This window comes from Amycolatopsis sp. NPDC051371, from assembly GCF_040682155.1.
GTDB lineage: Bacteria > Actinomycetota > Actinomycetes > Mycobacteriales > Pseudonocardiaceae > Amycolatopsis.
Genome location: NZ_JBFBAG010000014.1, coordinates 151,892 through 170,108 on the forward strand (window position 1 = coordinate 151,892; position 18,217 = coordinate 170,108).

The following is an 18,217-nucleotide window of genomic DNA, read 5'->3' on the forward strand; positions in this document are numbered from 1 at the left end:
CGGTCACCACCGACAAAACCTCAGGACAGCAGCGCCACGCACTCCACGTGGTGCGTCATCGGGAAAGCGTCGAACGCCCGCAGGTCCGTCAAGCCGTAGCCGTGCGAAGCGAACGTCGCCAGGTCGCGGGCCAGTGCCGCGGGGTCGCACGCCACGTAGACGATCCGGTCCGGCGCACCCGCCACGATCGACTCCACCACCGGCTTGCCCGCGCCCTTGCGCGGCGGGTCCAGCACCACGACGTCCACCGGTGTCTCGGCCGACGCCAGCACGTGCTCGACGCGCCCGGCCTGCCAGGACACCTGCGGCAGGTCGGCCAGGTTCTTCTCCCCGTCGGCGACCGCGCGCCGGCCGGACTCGATCGCCAGCACCCGCCCCGAGGTGCCGACCTGGGAAGCCAGTACCGACGCGAACAGCCCGACCCCGGCGTAGAGGTCCCAGGCGGACCCGCCCACGGGCGCCTCCGCCCACTCCGCCACGACCGCCGCCAGCGTCGACGCCGCCGCCGGGTGGACCTGCCAGAAGCCGTGCGCGTCGAGCTGCCAGTCGCGGCCCGCCGCGTGCTGGACCGCCACCCCGCCGGACAGCTGGCGCGCGCGGACCTTGCCGCGGACCGTCGACAGCTCCCGCACGTGCACACCGCCGTCGCCGTCGCCGGTGACCTCGATCTCGCTGCCCGGCCGCCAGCGCCGCGCCAGGACGTCGTCGAGCTCGCCCGGGACCGCGATCGGGCAGTCTTCGAGGGCCACCACCCGGTGGCTGTGGTGGGCGCGCAGACCCGCGCGCCCTTCGCCGTCGGCGACCAGCCGGACGCGGCTGCGCCAGTCGAGCGGACCGCCTTCGAGGGCCTCCACGACGACGTCCCGCTCGATGCCGGCGAGCCGCTGGAGCTGCTCCGCCACGACGGCAGCCTTCAAGTCGCGTTGGTACGCAGGGGCTGCGTGCTGCCAGTCGCAGCCGCCACAACCGCCCGGCACCGCGAGCGGGCACGGCGGCTCGACCCGGAATTCCGACGCTGAAAGCACCTCGATCGCGTCGCCGCGGCAGAACGAACCGCCGTTGTCCTCGGTGACCTCCACGCGGACCTGCTCGCCCGGCAGCGCGTGCCGGACGAACACCACGCGGCCGTCGGCACGCGCGACGCAGTGGCCGCCGTGCGCCACCGCGCCGACCTCGACTTCGAGGACCCGGCCCAGCCAACTCGTCATTCGGCCGGCTCCTTGGGTTTCGGCGCCGCGACCGGCTTGCCGTTGGGGGAGAAACCGCGGCGGACGTCCCCGGCCGCGGGGCGCTCGTTGCGGACGCGCGCGGCCGCCTTGGCCGAGGACTCCAGCTGCCACGGCACGCTCGCCACGATCACGCCGGACTGGAACAGCAGGCGGCCCTTGAGCCGCAGCGCGCTCTGGTTGTGCAGCACCTGTTCCCACCAGTGCCCGACCACGTACTCCGGGATGAACACCGTGACCACGTTGCGCGGGTTGTCCCCGCGCACACGCTTCACGTAGTCCAGGACCGGTTTCGTGATCTCGCGGTAGGGCGACTCGACGACCTTCAGCGGCACCTTGAAGTTGTGGGCGTCCCATTCGGCGGTCAAGCGGCGGGTGTCCGCGTCGTCCACATTGACCGTCACCGCTTCGAGGACGTCCGGGCGCATCGCCTTGGCGTAGGCCAGCGCGCGCAGCGTCGGACGGTGCAGTTTGGACACCAGCACGATCGCGTGGTTGCGCGACGGCAGCACGGTCGGGGTGTCGCCGAGATCCTTCAGCTCGTCGGCGACGCGGTCGTAGTGCTTCCGGATCGCCGTCATCAGCACGAAGATCGCGACCATCGCCGCGATCGCGATCCACGCGCCGAGCAGGAACTTGGTGATGAGCACGATCACCAGCACGATGCCGGTCATGGTGAGGCCGACCGCGTTGACCGTCTGCGAGCGCCGCATCCGCCGCCGCTTGCCGGGGTCGGTTTCCTTGGCCAGCAACCGGTTCCAGTGCCGGATCATGCCCGCCTGGCTCACCGTGAACGACACGAACACACCCACGATGTAGAGCTGGATGAGCCGGGTGACCTCGGCGTCGAACGCGATGATCAGCACCAGCGCGAACGCCGACAGGAACAGGATCCCGTTGGAGAACGCCAGCCGGTCGCCGCGCGTGTGCAGCTGCCGCGGCAGGTAGCGGTCCTGCGCCAGGATCGAGCCCAGCACCGGGAAGCCGTTGAACGCGGTGTTCGCGGCCAGCAGCAGGATGATGCCGGTGGAGAAGGAGATGAAGTAGAACGCCGGCGGGAAGTCGGCGAACACCGCGTGCGCGATCTGCGCGACGATCGTCTTCTGCTGGTAGCCGGCGGGCGCGCCGGCGAGCTGCTCCGCCGGGTCCTCGGCGAACTTGACGTCGGTGATCGTGGCCAGCGTGATGATGCCGACCAGCATGGTCACCGCGAGCAGGCCCATCATCAGCAGCGTCGTCGCCGCGTTCTTCGACTTGGGTTTCTGGAACGCCGGGACGCCGTTGCTGATCGCCTCGACCCCGGTCAGCGCCGCGGCGCCGGAGGAGAACGCCCGCAGCACCAGGAACGCGTAGGCCACGCCCGCGAAGGTCCCCTCGGCGTTCAGCGTGAACCCGGCGCTCTCGGCCTTCATCTCGGTGCCCGTGGCCGCCTGCACCAGGCCCCACACGACCATGATCATGATGCCCGCGATGAACCCGTATGTCGGGATCGCGAAGGCCTTCCCCGACTCCCGGATACCGCGCAGGTTCAGCGACGTCAGCACGACCACGATGACGATCGAGGCCAGCACCTTGTGCTGCGCCACCCACGGCACCGCCGAGCCGATGTTGGCCACACCGGACGAAGTGGACACCGCGACCGTCAGCACGTAGTCGACGAGCAGCGCGCTCGCCACGGTCAACCCGAACTTCCCGCCCAGGTTCGTGTTGGCGACCTCGTAGTCACCGCCGCCGCTGGGGTACGCGTGCACGTTCTGCCGGTAGGACGCGACGACGACGAGCATCACCAGGGCGACCATGATGCCGATCCACGGCGCCAGCGCGTACGCGGAGAGGCCCGCGACGCTCAGCGTCAGGAAGATCTCTTCCGGCGCGTACGCCACGCTCGAGAGCGCGTCGGACGCGAAGATAGGCAGCGCGATGCGCTTGGGCAGGAGCGTGTGAGCGAGCCTGTCACTGCGGAACGGACGTCCGAGGACCAGGCGTTTCAGCACGGTCGGGAACTTCGACACCACGGAAGCCTAACGGGCGGGGCGCAGGGTAGGTTCGGCGCTGGCATGTCGGGGTAGCAACGGACGGGTAACCGCCGAACGAGGAGGCAGGGCGTGCACGTGGTGATCATGGGATGCGGCCGGGTAGGCGCGTCCCTGGCCGCTGCGCTGGAGCGGCTCGGCCACGAGGTGGCCGTCATCGACAAGAGCCAGCAGGCGTTCCGCCGGCTCGGCAGCGACTTCCACGGCCAGCAGGTCGTCGGCGTCGGGTTCGACCGCAAGGTGCTGATCGAAGCGGGTATCGAGCGGGCCGGCGCGTTCGCCGCGGTGTCCAGCGGCGACAACTCGAACATCATTTCCGCGCGGGTCGCGCGCGAGAACTTCGACATCGAGCACGTCGTCGCGCGGATCTACGACCACAAGCGCGCGGCCGTGTACGAGCGGCTGGGCATCCCGACGGTGGCGACCGTGCCGTGGACCACCGACCGGTTCCTGCGCACGCTCCTGCCGGACGGCGTCGCGTCGGCGTGGCGGGACCCGTCGGGCAACGTCGCGCTGCTGCAGCTGCCGCTGCACGAGGGCTGGGTCGGGCACTCCGTCCGGTCCCTGCAGGAGGCGTCCGGCGCGCGGGTGGCGTTCATCATGCGCTTCGGCACCGCCGTGCTGCCGGACACGAAGACCGTGGTGCAGGCCGACGACGATGTCTGGGTGGCCGCCCGGTCGGGCACCGTCAGCGACGTCACGAGCGTGGCGCAGCGCGAACCGGAGGACGAGGACTGATGCGGGTCGCGATTGCCGGGGCGGGCGCGGTGGGGCGCTCGATCGCCAACGAGCTGATCGACGGCAGGCACCAGGTGATGCTCATCGAGCGGGAGGCCGACCAGTTCGAGCCGCAGAGCGTCGAGCAGGCCGACTGGGTGCTGGGCGACGCCTGCGAGGTGTCGATCCTGGAGGAGTCCGGGATCGAGCAGTGCGACGTAGTGATCGCGGCCACCGGCGACGACAAGGCGAACCTCGTCGTGTCACTGCTGGCCAAGACGGAGTTCGCGGTCCGGCGCGTGGTGGCGCGGGTGAACGACCCGGCCAACGAGTGGCTGTTCACCGACGCGTGGGGCGTCGACGTCGCCGTGTCGACCCCGCGGATGCTCGCGGCGATGGTCGAGGAGGCGGTCAGCGTCGGCGACCTGGTCCGGCTGATGACGTTCCGGCAGAGCAACGCGAACCTCGTCGAGCTGACGCTGCCGGCGGAGACCCCGCTGGCCGGCAAGCCGGTGAGCGAGCTGACGCTGCCGCGGGACGCAGCGCTGGTGACGATCCTGCGGGGCGACCGCGTGATCGTGCCGCAGCCGGAGGACCCGCTGGAGCCGGGAGACGAACTGCTGTTCGTCGCGACTGCGGACGTCGAGCCGGAGATCCGGACGGCGCTGGGTTACTGAGTTCTCTCACGAAGAAGGCCCCCGGCGAGTGCGCTGGGGGCCTTTCTCGTGGTCTGGCGGCCACGGCCCGCCGCTGACCAAAAGGTCTTGAATGAGTCATTCAGGGCGCCGGATGTCCTGAATGACTCATTCAAGACAACCGAGCGGCAGGGTCAGGCTTCGGGAGCCTGGGCGTACTTCTCGCGCAGCCGGGCTTCGACCTCGGCGTCGCTCTCCGGCTTGGGCTCGTCCTCGGCCTGCGCCTTCAGCCGTTTGTCCGACCGCCGCACCGCCCAGACCACCACCAGCAGGCCCAGCGCGTACAGCGGGTAGCCCATCGCGATCTTCGCGAAGGCCAGCCAGCCGGTGTAGTCCTCCTGGTAGAGCCACCGCTGGACGATGAACCGGGCGGCGAACACCAGCGCCAAGGCCAGGGTCGCGATGTCGTAGCCGTAGCGGGACGGCTTGTCCTTGCGCCACGCCTGCCCGGTGCCGTTCAGCACGTTCCAGACGACGCCCGCGATCGGCCAGCGCACGACCACCGACAGCACGAAGATGCCGCAATAGACCAGGCTCGCGTAGATCCCGAAGAGGAAGAACCCCTTCGCGGACCCGGTGCGGTAGGCGATGAACGCCGCGATCGCGACGCCGAAGAAACCGGAGATCGCCGGCTGCAGGGGCTCCTTGCGGACCACCCGCAGCACGGTGATGGCCACCGCGCTGCCCACCGACGTCCAGATGGCGGCGGTCAGGCCGAAGAAAGCGTTCGCCAGGACGAAGACGATCACCGGCACCGACGAGTAGATCAGGCCGGACACGCCGCCCATCTGCTCGAGCAGGGTCGGCTGCGGTTCTTCTTCCGCGTCGGTCTTCTTCTCGCTCGGGGCGGGTTCAGTCACGATGGGTGATCAACTCACTGGGCTCTGGAGCTCGTAATAGGGGTTGTACAGCACCTTCTGGCCGTCACGCTCGGCCATCCGGCCGCGCACCTTGATCGTCCGGCCAGGCTCGATGCCCGGGATCCGGCGGCGACCGAGCCAGATTAGCGTCACGCCCTGTGTCCCGTCGAACAGCTCCGCCTCCAGCGTGGCGGCCTCGTTCGTCGGGCAGAGCTCCACACTGCGGAGTCTCCCCATCACGGTGACCTCTTCGCCGGAACGGCAGTCGCAGGCCCGCTGGGCGCCCTCGGCGCCGGACCTCATCGACATCTCGTCGGCGTCGAGCTCGTCGACGTCGCTGGTCAGCTTGCGTACCAGCCGGCTGAAGTAGCCGCCGTCTTTGGCGGACATAGGTGCTCCTGTGCTCCGGGGCCCCCGACTAACTGCTTGCGGCCCGTGCGATTCCAGCGTACTGCGGTCCCCGCCAGGGAAACGCCTTTGCGCAAAGATCGCAACGTGACGTCCGCAATCAGAGTTCCCGTCGCGGTGCTGCTGCCCGGCACCGGCTCGGACGACGTGTTCGTCCGAGCGGTCTTCGCCGGCCCCCTGCGCGCCCTCGGTGTCCCGCTCATCGCGCCACCGCCGCCGCCCGGTGCGGCCCTGGCGGACGGCTACCTGGCGACCCTGGACGCGCTGGCGGACGAATACGGCGAACTGCTCGTAGGCGGCATTTCGTTCGGCGCCCACCTCGCCGCGGAGTGGGCGGTGGCCAATCCGGGCCGTTGCGGGGGCCTGCTTGCCGCCCTCCCGGCCTGGAACGGCCGTCCGGACCTGGCACCCGCATCGCTGGCCGCGACGCTGTCCGCGGACCTGGTGGCCGATTCCGGGGTCGACACGGCGCTGGCGCAGACGGCGGGCAGCCCGGACTGGCTGCGGGCGGAACTGGACCGGGCGTGGCGCCGCCACGGCGACGGGCTGGCGGCCGGTCTGCGCGTCGCCGCGGGCCGGCCCTCCCCCACCCTGGCCGAACTCGCGGGCCTGACCGTCCCGGCGGGCATCGGCACGTGCACCGACGACCCGATCCACCCGACGAAAGTCGCGTCGGAGTGGGCTCGGGCCCTCCCCCGCGCGGCCCTCGGGGAGACGACGCTCACGGCGCTGGGCGCGGATCGCGAGTCCTTGGGCCGGGCGACCGTCCTCGCCTTCCTCAAGGCGCTCCGAACGCTGTGAGGGCCACCTTGAGGAACTCTGAGTTCCTCAAGGTGGCCTTCACGGACCGAGCGTCAGCCCTGTTGCTGCTGGGCCGCGATGTGCTCGGCGACGGCTTCGGGCAGCGTGATGGTGAGCGGGGTGCGGACCGGCATCGGCGCGTCGCCGCGATCGACGATCGTGCGCCGCACGATCCCCCGCAGCACCTCGACCGCCGCGGCGGCCTCCGACTGCGGCCCGGCGATGACGCCGCGCAGCATCCAGCGCGGCCGGTCGATGCCGACGAAGCGCAGCGAGACGTCGCCGACGATGGCCGAGATCTCCAGGCCCCACACGCCGCGGCCGATGTTGACCTTGGCGCCGTCGGCCCGCAGCTGCTCGGCGAGCTCGGTGCTCACCTCGCGCCAGAGGCCGCCCGTGCGCGGCGCGGCGTACGCGCTGACCGTGATCTGGCCCTGCTCGGTGACGACGTGCACGGCGCGCACGCCCCCGGTCTCCGGATCCATCTCGACCTGGACCTGGGATCCGTCGGGCACCGGCACCTTCACCGAGCCGAGGTCGATCCGCGGGACGCCGTCGTCCTCGAAGTCCGCGACGTCGAACGGGCCGTCGGAGACGTCCGACAGCTCCGAGTCCTCGTCGTACGCGTCGTCCTCGATCGTGTCGTCGGCCTCGGGCGCGGCGTGCCGTCCGGCGGACTCACCCTCGGTCCGCCGCTTGCGTCCGAAAATCCCCACTACTTCTCCGTTCCTTCCCCCGTGCCGGCGCTCGCGGCGAGCGCCGGTGCTCCCAGTGTGGCGTGTCCACCCGTGGAGCCGTAGCCGCCGTCGCCCCGCTCGGTGGCGTCGAGCTCGGCGACCTCGACGAACACCGCGTGCTCGACCCGCTGCACGACCAGCTGGGCGATGCGGTCGCCGCGCGTGAGCTCCACCGGGTGCACCGGGTCGTGGTTGATCAGGCAGACCTTGATCTCCCCGCGGTAGCCCGCGTCGATCGTGCCCGGCGTGTTCACCACCGAGAGACCGACCCGGGCGGCCAGGCCCGACCGCGGGTGGACGAACCCCGCGTACCCGGGCGGGAGAGCGATCGCGACGCCGGTGCCGACGACGCCGCGTTCCCCGGGTTTCAGCACGATATCCGAGGTGGTGACGAGATCGGCCCCCGCGTCGCCCGGCCGGGCGTAGGCGGGCGGCGGGACATCCGGGTCGAGCCGGGAGAGGAGTACCTGAACGCTGGACACGGGCGGCGAGATTACTCTCTACCCGTGGGTGAATCTGCGAAGACGGCCGCGAGTGCCGCGGTCCGGCATTCCGAACGGCTGTACGTGCCGTGGTGGGGCTGGCCGCTGCCCGTGCTGGGCGCGATCCTGCTCGCCGCCGAGGTCGACATGGGCTACCCGGGCATCCGGGCGTGGCTGCCGTACGTGATCGCGTTGCCGGTCGTCGTCGGGCTGATGCTGTCGCTGGGCCGGGCGACGGTCCGCGTCACCGGCGGTGACGAGCCGGAGCTGTGGGTGGGCGACGCGCACCTGCCGCTGCGCTACGTCGGGCAGGTCGAGGTCTTCGACAAGGACGCCAAGCGCAAGGCGCTGGGCCGCGACGGCGACCCGGCCGCTTACGTGCTGCACCGCGGCTGGGTGGGCCCGGTGGTGCGGATCACGCTGACCGACCCCGCCGACCCGACGCCGTACTGGCTGTTCAGCACCCGGCACCCCGCCCGCGTCGCCGAGCTGGTCAAGGGCGCCTGACCCCGGGCTCCTGCCCCTGGACGTGGAAGGGGGCCGGCCTGCCGGCCGGCCCCCTTGTCCCCAGCGCGCTTCGAGCCTCCCCCTTGGTGCCCTCGAGGCTCTCCGCCGCGTCTGTTCGTCCCCTGAACCCTGTCCGAGATCCCGCGTTGTCAGGCGCAGTCGCGGCAGATCAGGCGTCCGCCGCTCTCCTCGGCCAGCCGGCTGCGGTGGTGCACCAGGAAGCACACGGAGCAGGTGAATTCGTCCGCCTGCTTCGGCACCACCTTCACGGTCATGTCCTCTCCGGAAAGCCCGGAAAGGTCGGCACCCGGCAGCTCGAAGTTCTCGGCGGTCGCGTCCTCGTCGACGTCGACGACGCCGGACTGGTTCTCGTTCCGCCGGGCCTTGAGCTCCTCCAACGAGTCTTCGGCCAGCTCGTCGGCTTCGCTGCGGCGCGGAGCGTCGTAGTCGGTAGCCATGTGTCCCTCACCCCTGCGATCAGCTTGTGTAGTCGTTTTCCCGGACCCCCGGGTGCGCCCGTGAGTCCGCCGTGCCGCTGGTCAACGTTCCAGGGCCGCTTTTTGTGCCCGACGGCCGAAGTGACCGAGGTCTCTTCTTTATGGGCCTCTTCCTGCGGCCGGAGCCCGGGAAGGGTAGCTCACGCCCGCGACGGTTCTGCAACGAGTCAGACATTGCCCTGAAATCGTCACCCGACAGGGGGAACCCGCAGGTAAGACGCGTTGTCGTCCATTCGGGTTGCCCGCGGGTGGAGAACTTCACCGGCGGCCCGTGTCCGCTTGCCCCGGCCGACCCACCCGTGGTGCGATCGCCGCACGGGGAACCGGCGCGGACGGGGTCCGCGACCACAGGCGCGGCGGGGCGGACCGACGGGTGACCCGGGACGCCGGGCGCGGTACGCAGCGCCTAGGCTGATCGGCCACGACGGTGCCGGGTTAGCACCGGTCGGTTTCGGTTCGGGAAGGGACGGGCAGGTGGCGTCGGGGAACGGCATCGGGGACCGTGAGGCGCGGCCGTATCGCAAGCACAAGCCGCTGCCGGCGCTCATCGTCATCGGGGTGCTCGCGCTCGGCGCGATCATCGTCTGGATCAACGCGGCCGTCGGCAAGGGCGACGTCGACGAGGCCGTCCGCTGCGACCCGGCCGCGAGCCCGCCGCCGGGTGTCACGTTCAGCGCCCTCCCCCACAACGCCCTCGACGACCGCGCGCCGGTGCCGCCGGACAAGGTCGCCGTGAAGGTGCTCAACGCCTCCGGCACGCGCGGCCAGGGCGGCATCACGACGACGTCGCTGAAGGAGCTGGGCTTCACCGGCACCGGCGAGCCGGCCAACGACCCCGCCTACGAGGGCCACGAGGCCAAGTGCCGCGGCCAGATCCGCTTCGGCGAGAACGGCATCACCGCGGCCCGGACGCTCAGCCTCGTGGTGCCGTGCGCCGAGCTGGTCCAGGACAACCGCAAGGACGCGAGCGTCGACCTGGTCACCGGCACCCTCTTCGGGGACCTCCGGCCCCGCGCGGAGGCCCGCCAGATCCTCACCCAGCTCGCCGACTGGTCCAAGGCCCACCAGGGCGGCGGCTCGAACGAGCAGTCGGCCGGCGCGAAGGCCCCGGTCATCGACCAGACCCTGCTGGCCTCGGCCCGCGACGTCGCCTGCTGACCCACCCTGTTCCAAGCGCCCCAATGTGGCCTTCGGTGCGTTCAACGCACCCAAGGCGGCCTTCGGTGCGTTCAACGCACCCAAGGCCACCTTGGGGCGCTCGAGCCGACCCGGGACGAAAGCCGTGAGGTCGCCTCAGACCTCCGCGGCGCCGCAGTCCGCCAGGACCTTCCGCAGCGGGCCGGCGATCGACGGCGCCGCCGCGTACGTCGCGTCCGCGCCCAGCTCCGGCGCCGACCCCGGCAGGTGCACCTCCGCGCCCGCCTCAGCCGCGATCAGCGCCCCCGCCGCCCAGTCCCAGCGGTGCAGCCCGTGCTCCACGTACGCGTCCAGCCAGCCCGCCGCCACCGCGCACAGGTCGAGCGACGCCGCCCCGTTGCGCCGGATGTCGCGGACCCGGCCCAGCAGCTCCGCCGCGAAGCGCGACTGCCGCGTCCGCCGCTCCGCCGAGTACGCGAATCCGGTCCCGACGAGCGTCAGCTCCAGCCGCGCCGGCGTCGACACCGACAGCCGGCGGCCGTCCAGGAACGCGCCCTGCCCGCGCGCGGCCGACCAGACGCGGCCGCTCGCCGGCTCCACCACCGCGCCGGCCACCGACTCGCCGCCGATCTGCGCCGCCACCGACACCCCGAACCACGGCAGGCCGTAGAGGAAGTTGACCGTCCCGTCGATCGGGTCGACCACCCAGGTCACGCCGTCGCCGGCGGCCCCGCCGCCCTCCTCGCCCAGCACCGGGTCCCCCGGCCGCAACGAAGCGAGCCGCGCGCGCACCAGCCGCTCCGACTCGTGGTCGACCGCGGTCACCACGTCGGTGTCCGCGGACTTCGTGTCCACGGCCACCGACCGCCCCCGCGCCATCCCCTCCCAGGCCTCGCGGACCAGCTCGGCGGCATCCGTCGCGACCTGCACCGCGACGCTTTTCAGCAACGACTCGTCAACTCCCACGTCCGACATGTCACCACATCCGGTTAAAGTCTCCGAGGCAGGCTTCTGAATCGTGCGAGAAGGGACCACGTCCGTGGTGGAGGCGACCCGCCGAGGTTTCGGCATCGACATCGGCGGCAGCGGGATCAAGGGGGCTTTGGTCGACCTGGACAAGGGGCAGCTCATCGGCGACCGGATCCGGATCGAGACGCCGAAGCCGTCCACCCCGTCGGCGGTGGCCGACGTCGTCGCCGAAATCGTGACGCAGGCGGGCTGGGACGGCCCGGTCGGCGTGACGCTCCCGGCGGTCGTCAAGAAGGGCGTCGCGCACACCGCGGCCAACATCGACAAGCAGTGGATCGGCACCGACGCCGACGCCCTCTTCGCCAAGCGCCTCGGCCGCGGCGTCGACCAGGTCGCGATGCTCAACGACGCCGACGCGGCGGGCATGGCGGAGATCCGCTTCGGTGACCCGGTCGCGCGCAAGGGCGTCACCGCGCTGCTCACCTTCGGCACCGGCATCGGCAGCGCGGTGTTCCAGGACGGCAAGCTCGTCCCGAACACCGAGTTCGGCCACCTGGAGATCGACGGCCACGACGCGGAGAAACGCGCGGCCGCCTCGGTGAAGGACAACGAGGGTCTCTCCTACCCCGAATGGTCCAAGCGCGTGCACCGTTATCTGACCGTGCTCGAAAACCTGATCTGGCCCGACCTGTTCATCGTCGGCGGCGGGGTCAGCAAGAAGGCCGAGAAATGGGTGCCACTGCTGGACATCCGCACCCCGGTGCTGGTGGCCACGCTGCAGAACAACGCCGGGATCGTGGGTGCCGCGGCGGCCGCGAGCGAGGGCATCCAGCACTAGATCCGGCGCGGATCCGGAGCCGATCCGGGCGCCGGAGCGGGCCGGAGGGTGATCGCTTCGCGACGCATGCGCGTACCGTCGTTACAATGGAACACGGCCCACGGCTGCGGAGGCGAAAACCGCAGGCCGAGGCGTGTTCCCCGAATGTGAGGCAGCACTGGCACCCGTGCCGTTGCTCGTCATGATCGACCGCTGCGAAAGGGCGTAAGTGGCAGCCGCAAGAACCGCAACCCGAGGCGGGACGAAGACCGCGACCGCAGCCGGCGAGCCGGCCGAAGAGGCAGCCACCGGGACGGCGAAGCCTGCGGCCCGCAAGACCACCACGGCCAAGAAGGCTCCGGCCAAGAAGGCTCCGGCGAAGAAGCCCGCGACCAAGGGCGCCGACGGCGACTCCGAAGGCCCCGAGGCTCTCGAGGAAGGCGAGCTCGACTCGCCCGACCTGTCGGACCTGGAAGAGGTCGAGGTCGACGTCGTCGACGAAACGGTCAACGACGAGCCGGACGCCGGCTCGGCGGATGACGACGACGATGACGATGACGACGAAGGGACCCCGGCGCAGCGCCGCCGTGGTGCCGCGGCCGACAAGGCCGCGGCCGCCAAGAGCTCCGACAACCCGGACTTCGTCTGGGACGAAGAGGAGTCCGAGGCGCTGCGTCAGGCGCGCAAGGACGCCGAGCTCACCGCGTCCGCCGACTCCGTCCGCGCCTACCTCAAGCAGATCGGCAAGGTCGCGCTGCTGAACGCGGAGGAGGAGGTGGAGCTGGCCAAGCGGATCGAGGCCGGGCTCTACGCCGCCGAGCGCGTGCGCACCGCCGAGGAGGAGGGCGAGAAGCTCGTCACCCAGATGCGCCGCGATCTCAAGTGGATCGTGCGTGACGGCGAGCGCGCCAAGAACCACCTGCTGGAAGCGAACCTCCGGCTCGTGGTGTCGCTGGCCAAGCGCTACACCGGCCGCGGCATGGCGTTCCTGGACCTGATCCAGGAGGGCAACCTCGGCCTGATCCGCGCGGTGGAGAAGTTCGACTACACCAAGGGCTACAAGTTCTCGACGTACGCCACGTGGTGGATCCGCCAGGCGATCACCCGCGCGATGGCCGACCAGGCCCGCACCATCCGCATCCCGGTGCACATGGTCGAGGTCATCAACAAGCTCGGCCGCATACAGCGCGAACTCCTGCAGGACCTCGGCCGCGAGCCGACGCCCGAGGAGCTCGCCAAGGAAATGGACATCTCCCCGGAGAAGGTCCTGGAGATCCAGCAGTACGCGCGTGAGCCGATCTCGCTCGACCAGACGATCGGCGACGAGGGCGACTCGCAGCTAGGTGACTTCATCGAAGACTCCGAAGCGGTCGTCGCGGTGGACGCGGTGTCGTTCACGCTGCTGCAGGACCAGCTCCAGTCGGTGCTGCAGACGCTGTCCGAGCGCGAGGCAGGCGTGGTCCGGCTGCGCTTCGGCCTCACGGACGGCCAGCCGCGCACGCTCGACGAAATCGGCCAGGTGTACGGGGTGACCCGTGAGCGCATCCGGCAGATCGAGTCGAAGACGATGTCGAAGCTGCGTCACCCGTCGCGGTCCCAGGTCCTGCGCGACTACCTGGACTGAGTCGTACCCACGGAAGAACCCCGTCACCTCGGTGGCGGGGTTCTTCCGCGTTCAGGCCCGGCCGGTGAGCGCCGTCCACGGGACGTGCACCACCACGCGCTCCCGGAGCTGTTCGTTCAGCAGCCACAGCTCTCCCGTCGCCGGCCAGTACGACAGGTTCTGGCTGTTCACCGGCGCCTGCCCGGCCAGCCTCGACGTCGAGACGCCGCCGACTCCGCCGTGCAGGCACGACGGGTGGTCGCCCGCCACTCCGGCGTACTCCGGGCAGACGCCCGTCAGCACGAAGTAGCCGTTGCGGGACACCGCGCCCTGCATCCCCCATACCGGTGAAGAAAAGCCCTCCTTCGCGTGCACCAGGCCGTCGGCCGCGGGCACCAGACGGCCCGTCGACGCGTCGAACGGCCAGCGCAGGATCCGGCCGCCCGCCTCGGCCGCGTGCTCGGCCGTCACGAACGTGGAATCGCTGTGGTCGAAGGAAAGCGTCGACAGGCAGGGCCGCACGCCGGTCGCCGTCGTGCACGCTCCGCCGCCCGGGTACCAGTACGCGCCGATCTGCGGCATCGCGTAGTCGTAGTAGGCCGCGTGGTACTTGCCGTCGGCGCCGAGGCCGACCGTCGCCGCGCTGGCGTCGACCTTCCAGAAGTGCGTCGTGTCGAAGACGCGGATCAGGCCGCCCGTGGTCGCCACGTAGAGCAGGTTCCCCGACCACGTCATGCCGTGCCCGTGTCCCGCCACCGCCGCGAAGTCGTTGTCGGACGTCGGTTCCACGAGCAGCACGTGCCGGTACCCGAGCCCACTGGCGTCCACAAAGGATAGACGGACCATCGTGTCGCCGGGCGTGTGCCACGACGTCGCGACGACGCGCTTGCCGCCTACGGTCCCGGTCACTGGGTCCGCATCACCCGAGCCGGTGAGCCCCTGCGGGATCCAGTCGTTGGTCTTGTCGTCGTTGGCGTCCTCCCAGCAGAAGCCGGCCGGCTTCAGCGCGGCGGCGAGGTACGTGCCGTGGCAGAGCGGGCGGGCCTTGCGGTTGGCGTCACCGAGGAGGTCCGGCAGCTCGCGCGGCGGGAGCTTCTTGTCGAGTTGCTCGATCCGGCTGCCGTAGGTGGCGAAGGAGCCGCCGGGGGTGAGCCGGTAGCCGTCGACGGTCGCCGCGTCGAGGCGGGGGAAGTTCGCGGCGGCCTGGGCCGTCGTCGTCAGGCCGAGCAGCAGCAGCGCCACGAGGCCGAGCACAAGTCGCATGCCGGCAGCGTGCCCCGGGCGCGTACACGGCCCGTACAAGTCACGGCACGGCCAGGCCGCGCTCCCGCAGCGACTCCTCGACGCGCAGGCGTTCGATCTCGCGGTCCATGCCCTCGGGCAGCTCGGCGAGCCGGTGCGGGACGCCGACCTGGCGGCAGGCTTGGGTGAGCAGCTCGTCGTACGCCTGGCGCGTGCCGAACCGCCGCGCGGCCGGGGTGCCGGACGGGTAACCGGCGAGCAGGCGGTGCACCCGCCGCAGGTCCGCGGCGACGCGTTCGATCGGCGGACCCGCCGGTTGCGGCTTCGCGCGCTTCTCGAGAAGCCGGCGAAGCAGCCTGGGGGCGCGCAGTGCGCACCAGAAGAGCACCGTGGGAGCGATGCAAACCACGGCGAACAGGATCAGGTTCGCGAGGACGCCGCCGGCGCCGGCCATGCCCTCATGGTAAGCCCGCGCGGGTGTTTCGGGACCCCTCCCGAGCGGCGAACGGTAGAACCACTCCACCACGACTGCGCTGGGAGGACCGACTGTGCCGTGCGCGGTAGCGTTTGCCCTCGGCCTCGGCGCGGCGACCCTGGCCTGGGCCATCTCCGTGCTGGGCGACGGCGCCTGGCTGCTGGGCGTCGCGGCCGCGGTCGCGCTCGTGACGGTGACGATCCGCCTCACGGCCCGCGCGCACGGCGTGGCGGCGCTGGTGCGGCTTCGGCTGGTGCGCCGCCGGCTCCACGCGGCCGGACGCCGTCCGGAGCACGTCTACGCCGTGCACGACCGGGGCCGCCGGGCCCGGACGACGGCGAGGGACCTCACGTTCCTGGTGCACGAGCCCCGGACCCGATCGCTCGAGCTGCTGGCCCGGTCGGCCGGCGGATTCGAGCGACGCTGGCACGCCGGGCTCGCCGAGATCTCCGAAGCCAAGGTCGCGCTCGGCGGCACGACCGGCCGGTGGACCGACCTGCCCGCCGAGCTGGTCCTGCGCTTCGGCGACGGCGACCCGGTGGTGCTGTGGGTGCCAGGCGACCAGCCGGGACTCCTGCCGTTCGCCTGGCGCCTGGACGCCCCGGCCCGCCGACGCCGTCGCCGCGCGGCCCGCCGAGCCCGGGAAAAGCGAGAAGGCGGCCGTGATCAGACCACCGGCACCCGTGATTGAGGACGTAACCCGCGTGATTGAGCACGGAACTCGCGTGATCAGACCCGGAACTCGCGAGTTCCGGCTTCAATCACGCGAGTTCCGGCCTTGATCACGCAAGTTACGGCTTTGATCACGGGAGGTCTGGGGTCGGAGGCTCCTCTTCGAGCAGCCAGAGGACGCCCGCCGGGGGGAGTTGGAGGATCGCGGAGGCCGGCTGGCCGTGCCACGCGTCCTCCGTCGCCTCCACCGCGCCGAGGTTCCCGACGCCCGAGCCGCCGTAGGCCTCCGCGTCCGTGTTGACGACCTCGCGCCACCGGCCCGCCGCCGGCAGGCCGACCCGGTAGTCGTGGTGCGGCACGCCCGAGAAGTTCGCGACGCAGGCCAGCCGCGAACCGTCGGTCCCGATGCGCAGGAAGCTCAGCACGTTGCCGCTGGAGTCGTTCGCGTCGATCCAGCGGAAGCCGTCCGGTGACGTGTCCTGGCTGAACAGGGCCGGCGAAGACCGGTACACCGAGTTCAGCGACCGCAGCAGGTCCTGGACCCCGCGGTGCAGCGGCTCGTCCAGCAGGTGCCAGTCCAGCGACCGCTGCTCCGACCACTCGCTCGGCTGGCCGAACTCGCCGCCCATGAACAGCAGCTGCTTGCCCGGGTGCGCCCACATGAACGCCAGCAGCGAGCGCAGCCCGGCCGCCTTGTTCCAGGCGTCGCCCGGCATCCGGCCCCACAGGGATCCCTTGCCGTGCACCACTTCGTCGTGCGAAAGCGGCAGGACGAAGTTCTCGCTCCACGCGTACACGAGCGAGAACGTCATTTCGTTGTGGTGGTACGCGCGGTGGATCGGCTCGTGGGACAGGTACCGGAGCGTGTCGTGCATCCAGCCCATGTTCCACTTGAAGCCGAACCCGAGGCCGCCCAGGTGCGTCGGGCGCGTGACGCCCGGCCACGCGGTCGACTCCTCGGCCACCATCACGACACCCGGGTGTCGCTTGTAGACGGTCGCGTTCAGCTCCTGCAGGAACTTCACCGCGTCCAGGTTCTCGCGGCCGCCGTACTGGTTCGGCAGCCACTCCCCTTCGTTGCGGGAGTAGTCGAGGTACAGCATCGACGCGACGGCGTCGACGCGCAGGCCGTCGAGGTGGAACTCCTCGATCCAGTACAGCGCGTTGGCGACGAGGAAGTTGCGGACCTCGTTGCGGCCGAAGTCGAACACGAGCGTGCCCCAGTCGGGCTGCTCGCCGCGGCGCGGGTCCGCGTGCTCGTACAGCGCGGTGCCGTCGAACTTGGCCAGCGCCCAGCTGTCCTTCGGGAAGTGCGCGGGCACCCAGTCGACGAGCACGCCGATCCCCCGCTGGTGCAGGCGGTCGACGAAGTAGCGGAAGTCGTCCGGGGAACCGAAGCGGGACGTCGGCGCGTAGTACGACGTCACCTGGTAGCCCCACGAGCCGCCGAACGGGTGCTCCGACACCGGCAGCAGCTCCACGTGCGTGAAACCGGTCTCGACCAGGTAGTCGCCGAGCTGGTCGGCCAGCTCGCGGTAGTCCAGCCCGGGCCGCCACGAGCCGAGGTGGACCTCGTAGACGCTCATCGGCGCCGCGGCCCACTCGGTCGCCTCGCGCTGGGCGACCCACACGTCGTCGTCCCACAGGTGCCCGGAGGTGGTGACGACCGACGCCGTCGCGGGCGGCTGCTCCGTGCCGAACGCCATCGGGTCGGCCTTCTCGTGCCAGTTCCCGTCCGCGCCGAGGATCCGGAACTTGTAGCAGGAGCCGGCGCCGACCCCCGGCACGAAAATCTCCCAGACGCCCGACGAGCCGAGCGAGCGCATCGCGTGCCCGCGGCCGTCCCAGCCGTTGAAGTCGCCGATCACGCGGATGCCGCGGGCGTTCGGCGCCCAGACCGCGAACGACGTCCCCGTGACGATGCCGCCCGGCGTCTCGTAGCTGCGGACGTGCGCGCCGAGCGCCTCCCAGAGCCGCTCGTGCCGGCCCTCGCCGATCAGGTGCAGGTCCAGCTCGCCGACCGTGGGCAGCCAGCGGTACGGGTCGTCGGCGGTGACGGAGTGCCCGTCGTAGTCGATCTCCAGCCGGTAGTCGCCGGGGTGCTCCGGCACCGCGACGGCGAACAGCGCGTCGATGACCGGCTCCATCGGATGCCGGTCCTCGCCGATGCGCAGGGCGACGGCCTTGGCACCGGGCAGCAGCGCCCGGGCCACGAAGCCCTTGCCCACCGCGTGCACGCCCAGCACCGAGTGCGGGTCGTGGTGCGAGCCGGCGAGCAGCCGGTCGATGTCCGCGGCCGCCGGGGCCGCGGCCGGGAGGCCTTCCGGAACCGCGTTCAC

Annotated in this window: 19 protein-coding genes; 8 read left to right on the forward strand and 11 right to left on the reverse strand. The window is 71.2% G+C overall.

Annotation, left to right across the window (positions count from 1 at the left end; translation table 11 throughout):
* Nucleotides 1-20 precede the first annotated feature (20 nt).
* Nucleotides 21-1,208, reverse strand: a complete 1,188-nt coding sequence (locus AB0M59_RS19460) for a TRAM domain-containing protein (RefSeq protein WP_364616755.1) — start codon at nt 1,206-1,208, stop codon at nt 21-23.
* Nucleotides 1,205-3,238, reverse strand: a complete 2,034-nt coding sequence (locus tag AB0M59_RS19465) for an APC family permease (protein WP_364616757.1) — start codon at nt 3,236-3,238, stop codon at nt 1,205-1,207. Before AB0M59_RS19465 ends, AB0M59_RS19460 begins: the two co-directional genes overlap by 4 nt.
* A 93-nt stretch (nt 3,239-3,331) precedes the next feature.
* Between AB0M59_RS19465 and AB0M59_RS19470 the strand changes: the two genes are divergently transcribed.
* Together AB0M59_RS19470 and AB0M59_RS19475 are read left to right on the forward strand one after the other, a co-directional pair.
* The gene (locus AB0M59_RS19470) at nt 3,332-3,997 is read left to right on the forward strand and encodes a TrkA family potassium uptake protein (RefSeq protein WP_364616759.1); all 666 of its coding nucleotides are present in this window, start codon (nt 3,332-3,334) and stop codon (nt 3,995-3,997) included.
* Complete coding sequence (locus AB0M59_RS19475; RefSeq protein WP_364616761.1) at nt 3,997-4,653, forward strand: TrkA family potassium uptake protein; 657 nt, start codon at nt 3,997-3,999, stop codon at nt 4,651-4,653. The genes AB0M59_RS19470 and AB0M59_RS19475 overlap by 1 nt, the downstream gene beginning before the upstream one ends.
* A 152-nt stretch (nt 4,654-4,805) precedes the next feature.
* On the opposite strand, the gene AB0M59_RS19480 is transcribed toward AB0M59_RS19475, so the two are convergent.
* Both AB0M59_RS19480 and AB0M59_RS19485 read right to left on the reverse strand, forming a co-directional pair.
* Nucleotides 4,806-5,531 (reverse strand): DUF3159 domain-containing protein, encoded by a 726-nt coding sequence (locus tag AB0M59_RS19480; protein WP_364616763.1) that lies wholly within the window; start codon nt 5,529-5,531, stop codon nt 4,806-4,808.
* A 9-nt stretch (nt 5,532-5,540) separates the two neighbouring features.
* A complete protein-coding gene (locus tag AB0M59_RS19485; protein ID WP_072480405.1) occupies nt 5,541-5,921 on the reverse strand; it encodes an OB-fold nucleic acid binding domain-containing protein in 381 nt (126 codons plus the stop codon).
* 135 nt (nt 5,922-6,056) lie between these two features.
* Between AB0M59_RS19485 and AB0M59_RS19490 the strand changes: the two genes are divergently transcribed.
* A complete protein-coding gene (locus AB0M59_RS19490; RefSeq protein WP_364616823.1) occupies nt 6,057-6,740 on the forward strand; it encodes an alpha/beta hydrolase in 684 nt (227 codons plus the stop codon).
* Nucleotides 6,741-6,793: 53 nt separating this feature from the next.
* Here AB0M59_RS19490 and AB0M59_RS19495 read toward each other — a convergent pair whose 3' ends face one another.
* On the reverse strand, nt 6,794-7,456 hold the full coding sequence (locus tag AB0M59_RS19495; protein WP_364616765.1) for a DUF3710 domain-containing protein: 663 nt from the start codon (nt 7,454-7,456) through the stop codon (nt 6,794-6,796).
* Complete coding sequence (gene dut, locus AB0M59_RS19500; RefSeq protein WP_364616767.1) at nt 7,456-7,959, reverse strand: dUTP diphosphatase; 504 nt, start codon at nt 7,957-7,959, stop codon at nt 7,456-7,458. Before dut ends, AB0M59_RS19495 begins: the two co-directional genes overlap by 1 nt.
* A 24-nt stretch (nt 7,960-7,983) precedes the next feature.
* Between dut and AB0M59_RS19505 the strand changes: the two genes are divergently transcribed.
* Nucleotides 7,984-8,466: a DUF3093 domain-containing protein gene (locus AB0M59_RS19505; RefSeq protein ID WP_364616769.1), complete on the forward strand. Its 483-nt coding sequence runs from the start codon at nt 7,984-7,986 to the stop codon at nt 8,464-8,466.
* A gap of 149 nt (nt 8,467-8,615) precedes the next feature.
* Here the strand turns inward: AB0M59_RS19505 and AB0M59_RS19510 are convergent, their stop codons facing one another.
* On the reverse strand, nt 8,616-8,924 hold the full coding sequence (locus AB0M59_RS19510) for a DUF4193 domain-containing protein (RefSeq protein ID WP_086676737.1): 309 nt from the start codon (nt 8,922-8,924) through the stop codon (nt 8,616-8,618).
* A 513-nt stretch (nt 8,925-9,437) separates the two neighbouring features.
* Between AB0M59_RS19510 and cei the strand changes: the two genes are divergently transcribed.
* On the forward strand, nt 9,438-10,121 hold the full coding sequence (gene cei / locus AB0M59_RS19515) for an envelope integrity protein Cei (protein WP_364616771.1): 684 nt from the start codon (nt 9,438-9,440) through the stop codon (nt 10,119-10,121).
* Nucleotides 10,122-10,256: 135 nt separating this feature from the next.
* Here cei and AB0M59_RS19520 read toward each other — a convergent pair whose 3' ends face one another.
* On the reverse strand, nt 10,257-11,075 hold the full coding sequence (locus AB0M59_RS19520) for an inositol monophosphatase family protein (protein WP_364616773.1): 819 nt from the start codon (nt 11,073-11,075) through the stop codon (nt 10,257-10,259).
* A 67-nt stretch (nt 11,076-11,142) separates the two neighbouring features.
* Between AB0M59_RS19520 and ppgK the strand changes: the two genes are divergently transcribed.
* Together ppgK and AB0M59_RS19530 are read left to right on the forward strand one after the other, a co-directional pair.
* Nucleotides 11,143-11,907, forward strand: a complete 765-nt coding sequence (gene ppgK, locus AB0M59_RS19525; protein ID WP_364519266.1) for a polyphosphate--glucose phosphotransferase — start codon at nt 11,143-11,145, stop codon at nt 11,905-11,907.
* A 208-nt stretch (nt 11,908-12,115) separates the two neighbouring features.
* Complete coding sequence (locus AB0M59_RS19530; protein WP_364616775.1) at nt 12,116-13,510, forward strand: RNA polymerase sigma factor; 1,395 nt, start codon at nt 12,116-12,118, stop codon at nt 13,508-13,510.
* Nucleotides 13,511-13,561: 51 nt separating this feature from the next.
* On the opposite strand, the gene AB0M59_RS19535 is transcribed toward AB0M59_RS19530, so the two are convergent.
* Nucleotides 13,562-14,752 (reverse strand): hypothetical protein, encoded by a 1,191-nt coding sequence (locus AB0M59_RS19535; protein WP_364616777.1) that lies wholly within the window; start codon nt 14,750-14,752, stop codon nt 13,562-13,564.
* A 40-nt stretch (nt 14,753-14,792) separates the two neighbouring features.
* On the reverse strand, nt 14,793-15,185 hold the full coding sequence (locus AB0M59_RS19540; RefSeq protein WP_364616779.1) for a hypothetical protein: 393 nt from the start codon (nt 15,183-15,185) through the stop codon (nt 14,793-14,795).
* Between the two features lie 94 nt (nt 15,186-15,279).
* Between AB0M59_RS19540 and AB0M59_RS19545 the strand changes: the two genes are divergently transcribed.
* On the forward strand, nt 15,280-15,897 hold the full coding sequence (locus AB0M59_RS19545; protein ID WP_364616781.1) for a hypothetical protein: 618 nt from the start codon (nt 15,280-15,282) through the stop codon (nt 15,895-15,897).
* A 112-nt stretch (nt 15,898-16,009) separates the two neighbouring features.
* Here the strand turns inward: AB0M59_RS19545 and glgB are convergent, their stop codons facing one another.
* Nucleotides 16,010-18,217, reverse strand: coding sequence for a 1,4-alpha-glucan branching protein GlgB (glgB, locus tag AB0M59_RS19550; RefSeq protein WP_364616783.1), 2,208 nt, complete (start codon nt 18,215-18,217; stop codon nt 16,010-16,012).

Bases quoted from the DNA above. Each gene is read 5' to 3' on its own strand.
- AB0M59_RS19510 (WP_086676737.1), bottom strand. From the start codon at position 8,924: ATGGCTACCGACTACGACGCTCCGCGCCGCAGCGAAGCCGACGAGCTG.
- AB0M59_RS19475 (WP_364616761.1), top strand. From the start codon at position 3,997: ATGCGGGTCGCGATTGCCGGGGCGGGCGCGGTGGGGCGCTCGATCGCC.
- AB0M59_RS19535 (WP_364616777.1), bottom strand. From the start codon at position 14,752: ATGCGACTTGTGCTCGGCCTCGTGGCGCTGCTGCTGCTCGGCCTGACG.
- AB0M59_RS19485 (WP_072480405.1), bottom strand. From the start codon at position 5,921: ATGTCCGCCAAAGACGGCGGCTACTTCAGCCGGCTGGTACGCAAGCTG.
- AB0M59_RS19540 (WP_364616779.1), bottom strand. From the start codon at position 15,185: ATGGCCGGCGCCGGCGGCGTCCTCGCGAACCTGATCCTGTTCGCCGTG.
- AB0M59_RS19460 (WP_364616755.1), bottom strand. From the start codon at position 1,208: ATGACGAGTTGGCTGGGCCGGGTCCTCGAAGTCGAGGTCGGCGCGGTG.
- AB0M59_RS19520 (WP_364616773.1), bottom strand. From the start codon at position 11,075: ATGTCGGACGTGGGAGTTGACGAGTCGTTGCTGAAAAGCGTCGCGGTG.